This window comes from Armatimonas sp. (genome assembly GCF_043760365.1).
Lineage (GTDB): Bacteria > Armatimonadota > Armatimonadia > Armatimonadales > Armatimonadaceae > Armatimonas.
Map to the genome: position 1 here is coordinate 1 of NZ_JAYUPA010000651.1, position 4,053 is coordinate 4,053.

General features: G+C 60.5%; 2 protein-coding genes and 1 pseudogene. All 3 read left to right on the forward strand.

Annotated features, from left to right (window positions below; genetic code table 11):
* On the forward strand, positions 1 to 945 hold a 945-nt coding region (gene purB / locus ACH2EH_RS15040), incomplete at its 5' end, for an adenylosuccinate lyase (RefSeq protein WP_395142859.1).
* A complete protein-coding gene (locus ACH2EH_RS15045; RefSeq protein ID WP_395142860.1) occupies positions 942 to 3,548 on the forward strand; it encodes a GH116 family glycosyl hydrolase in 2,607 nt (868 codons plus the stop codon). The genes purB and ACH2EH_RS15045, both read left to right, overlap by 4 nt.
* Positions 3,549 to 3,594: 46 nt before the next feature.
* Positions 3,595 to 4,053, forward strand: a pseudogene (locus ACH2EH_RS15050) (hypothetical protein); the annotation flags it as partial.

Below are 4,053 nucleotides of genomic sequence, written 5' to 3' on the forward strand. Positions count from 1 at the left end.
CTTCCCAAGATCCACGAGCTGATCGAGACCATCGCTGATTTTGCACGCCCCTACGCTGCAACCCCCCTGCTCTCACGAACCCACGGCCAGCCCGCGTCGCCCAGCACGTTAGGAAAAGAGCTGGCGGTCTTTGTACACCGCTGGCGGCGTCAGGAAAAGCAGCTCGCGGCGCAGGAGTATCTCGGCAAACTCAATGGTGCGGTTGGCTGCTTCAACGCCCATCTCTGCGCCTACCCGAATGCAAACTGGCCCGCGCTGGCACAGCGTTTTGTGGAGAGCCTCGGACTGACCTACAACCCACTCACCACACAGATCGAGTCGCACGACTACATGGCTGAGCTGTTTCATACGCTCACGCGCTTTAATACCATCTTGCTGGACTTTGACCGGGATGTCTGGACTTATATCGCTCTGGGAGTATTTCTTCAAAAAGCTGTCAAGGGCGAAGTGGGCTCGTCTACGATGCCCCATAAAGTCAACCCGATTGATTTTGAGAACTCCGAGGCCAATGTGGGCATTGCCAATGCACTCTTTGAGCACCTCGCCAGCAAGCTCGCCGTCTCAAGATTACAGCGCGATCTCTCCGACTCATCAGCGATTCGCAGCATGGGCACGGGGCTGGCACACACGCTGATCGCGATCACGGCGGCACTGCGCGGCCTACGCAAGCTCTCCGTAGACGAGGCACGTCTTGCTGCCGACCTGAATGCCAACTGGGAAGTGCTGGCCGAGCCCATCCAGACCGTCATGCGAAAAGCGGGGCTGCCCAACCCCTACGAGCGTCTCAAAGAACTCACCCGAGGCGCGAGGATCACACCCGAGGGCCTCGCCGCGTTTGTGGAGAGCCTGGAGCTCCCCGACGAGGACAAAAAGCGCCTGGCCGCACTCACCCCCGGCACCTACATTGGGGTGGCGGAAAAACTGGCAAAGGAAACGCTAGGATGATCTACGAAGGAGCGAAGCTGCTCCAAATTGCCATGCCGATGGGCGGGATCGGGGCAGGCACGATCTGCCTCAACGGTCACGGCGGCCTGCAAGACTTCTCAATCCGCCATAAACCCACCATCACCGCCCTCCCCGACGGCCACGGCTACTACGACGGTGCCTTTGCCCTGCTGCATGTCAAGGGAGAAAACCCCATCACCCGCCTCGTCGAAGGCCCGCTCCCGCCTGAAAAACTCTACGACCAGGGCTTGCAGGCGCAGGGTTATAGAAAAGGCGGCCACGAAGGCATGCCCCGCTTTGTGGAGTGCTCTTTCGAGAGCCGCTACCCGTTTGGCACCGTCACCCTTAGCGACCCAAAAGTCCCTATTGCCGTCGAGCTCACCGGCTGGAGCCCATTTATCCCGGGCGACGAGAAAGCCTCAGGGATTCCCGCCGCGATTCTGCACTACAAGCTCACCAACACGAGCGACAAGCCCCTCTCCATCGAGTTCTCCTACCACTGGGCGCATCCCGTGCAGGGCAAGGGTGGCGAGAAAGGCACACGCAACCGACTCCTCAAAAACGGCCAAGGCATCTACTTCACCAACACCGACGATCCCGAGAGTGAGACTTTTGGCAGTGCCGCACTGATGGTGAACCTCTCCCCCAGCCCCTCTCCCGGGCGCTCGCAAACTCGCTGGGAAAGGGGAGCCAAAGAGGATTCTCTTCCCCTTTCCCAAGGAGGAACGACTGCCTGGGAGAGGGGGCAGGGGGGAGAGGTTCGCTGCAAGGCAATGTGGCTACGTGGCGGCTGGTTCGATTCTCTCTCGGCTCTGTGGCGAGAAGTCGAGTCCGGGCAGTTCAAAGAAAACGATGGCAGTGCAAGCGAGCGTGGTTTGGACGGGCGCAACGGCGGCTCCGTGCTGGTTTCAGTAGAGCTTACCCCAGGCCAGAACACGACAATTCCCATCGTACTTGCGTGGCACTTTCCCAATGTCGGGTGGGGCGTCGGTGGTACAGAAAAGAGCTGGAAACCCTGGTACTCAGCGCAATGGGTGGATGCCGAGACCGTTGGCGCCTACGCCAGCGAGAACTACGATAGTCTCCTCGCGCGAACGTCTGCTTTTGCAGACGCACTCCATACCTCAACACTGCCACCTGCGGTGATTGATGCGATTGCGTCCAATCTCGCCATCCTCAAATCCCCGACCGTGCTGCGGCAGGCAAGCGGGAATCTCTGGGGCTGGGAGGGCTGCTTCACCCAGAGCGGCTGCTGCCATGGCACCTGCACCCATGTCTGGAACTACGCCCAGGCCCTGCCGCATCTCTTTCCGGCGCTGGAACGGACGCTTCGCGAGCAAGAGTACCTGCGCTCGATGGACGGACGCGGGCACGTGAACTTCCGCGCTGCCCTCCCGGATGCCCCGACGAGCCACGACTATCACGCCGCGTCCGATGGGCAGCTTGGCGGGATTCTCAAGCTCTGGCGTGAGTGGCAGATCTCCGGCGACACGGCGTGGCTGGCGCGGCTCTATCCCCTCGCCAAGCGCTCGCTAGACTTCTGCATCGCCGCCTGGGACCCGGCACGGTGCGGGGTCTTAACGGAGCCACACCACAATACCTACGATATCGAGTTCTGGGGCGCGGAGGGGATGTGCACCAGCATCTATCTCGGGGCGCTGAGCGCGATGGCTGAGATCGCCAACGCGCTCCAAAATCACGACGATGCCACCACCTACCAGGCACTTGCTCAGAGCGGCGCGGCGTCTCTGGACACCGAACTCTTCAACGGCGAATACTATCCACAAAAAGTACAGTGGGAAGGTCTGCGCGACACGAGTTTCTCCGAGAGCTTGGCGCAATTTGAAGACGGCGATGAGTGGGGCGAGCTGCTGAGGCGTGAGGGGCCAAAGTACCAATACGGCACCGGCTGCCTCTCCGACGGCGTAATCGGCGCATGGATGGCGAGCCTCTATGGTGTCGAGACACCGCTCCGCAAAGACCATATCGCCTCGCACCTCAAGGCTATTTTCGCGCACAACTTCAAGCCCGATCTTTTTGAGCACGCCTGCCTCCAGCGCCCCAGCTACGCGCTGGGCCACGAGGCGGGGTTATTACTCTGCACGTGGCCCCACGGCGAAAAGCCCACACTTCCCTTCGTCTACTCCGATGAGGTCTGGACAGGCATTGAGTACCAAGTGGCATCGCACTGCATTTTAGAGGGGCTGGTGGACGAGGGGCTGGCAATTGTCGAGGCCGTGCGCTCCCGCTACGAGGGACACGTCCGCAACCCCTTCAACGAGTACGAGTGCGGTAGCTACTACGCTCGTGCCATGGCGAGCTATGCGCTGGTACAAGCCTGCACCGGCTTCCGCTACTCCGCCGTCACCAAGACCCTGGAATTCGGCCCAAGAGTCCCCTGCACCGGCACGTTCCAGAGCTTCTTTGCCACCGCCACAGGCTTCGGCACCATCTCGCTCAATGAGAGCACGCTTACGGTAACAATGGCCGAGGGCGAACTAGAAATAAACCAGACACTTCTCTACGACCAACCAATAGGCGATGGCCTAGCACGTGTCGGCTCCCCCCTCATCCTCCCCGTCCGCGAGGACGACCGGCGCTAGCCCTCAGCGAGAGCAACTTGTTGCCTCGAACCAAAGAAAAAATCAAATGCCAAGACGAATAGTTACCGAAGATGGCTCGCGCTTCTGGATCACGGAGTACGAGCTACCGACTCTGGAAGCCAACGAAGTGCAAATCAAAGTGCAGCTCGCCGCGCCCAAGCACGGCACGGAGGCGCAATTGATCACGGGGAGTGCGTTTAGTGCCAAGCAATGGAACCCGGAGCTGCGGCTGTTTCTGCCACGCCCGGAAAGTAAAGAAACACCGGCAGTTGCACCAGTACCGCGCGGGATCGGCAATATGGTGGTCGGAGAGGTGATTACGATCGGTTCCGCCGTGACGCGCTTTACGGTCGGCGAGCGTGTCTTTGGCTACGGCCAGGTGCGCGAGCTTCTCAATATCCCCGAGGACAAGCTCTTTCCGCTGGGCGCACTCACCGAATCGGACGCGGTCTGCTGCGACCCAGCGCATGTTGCGTTTGTGGCCGTGCGCGATGGCAACATTCGA

Excerpts from the sequence above, each read along its gene's own strand:
- ACH2EH_RS15045 (WP_395142860.1), top strand. The coding sequence starts at position 942 with ATGATCTACGAAGGAGCGAAGCTGCTCCAAATTGCCATGCCGATGGGC.